This window comes from Acinetobacter sp. UBA2063 (genome assembly GCF_002333245.1).
GTDB lineage: Bacteria > Pseudomonadota > Gammaproteobacteria > Pseudomonadales > Moraxellaceae > Acinetobacter > Acinetobacter parvus.
Genome location: NZ_DDAH01000128.1, coordinates 20,819 through 21,391 on the forward strand (window position 1 = coordinate 20,819; position 573 = coordinate 21,391).

General features: G+C 47.1%; 1 protein-coding gene. It reads right to left on the bottom strand.

Translation table 11 applies throughout. The features are described 5' to 3' along the window. Positions 1-152: 152 nt before the first annotated feature. A partial coding sequence (locus B4H32_RS05895) for an AAA family ATPase (RefSeq protein WP_286800880.1) occupies positions 153-573 on the bottom strand: 421 nt, incomplete at its 5' end.

The window sequence follows — 573 nt, forward strand, 5'->3', positions numbered from 1 at the left end:
TACCCCCCTAAATCCCCCCTTCACAGGGGGGACTTTCCATGAAATCAAAACCTTATATGATTCGTGGTGTTCTCCCCTGAGAAACACTGTTTCGCAAGTGGGGGATGAGGAACGACTAAAGTTCCGCAAGGGGGTTAAAAATAAGATACTCATCATTTATCACCCCCTTGCTTGGCTCGTGCCTGTTCCACAATCGCAATAAAGGCACTGTTCATATCCATTGCACCAGTATCACCTGCCTGCCGTCGTACCTGTTGCGGTGAACCGAGTGCCAACACTTTGCCTGCGTCCTGAATGGCAATACGGTCACAATATTCCGCTTCTTCCATAAAATGCGTGGTGATAATAATGGTAATGCCCTGATTCGCCAGCTCGCCAATGGTGTACCAGAATGAACGTCTTGCCAGTGGGTCAATACCACTGGTCGGTTCATCCAGAAAGACAATTTCAGGTTGATGCAATAAGGCTGCCGCCATAGATAGACGCTGCTTAAAACCATTGGGTAAATCGCCACTTTTGGCATGTGGTTTTAACTCGAATTGTTGTAAGGCTTGGTCAATCTGTTGTTTCAGT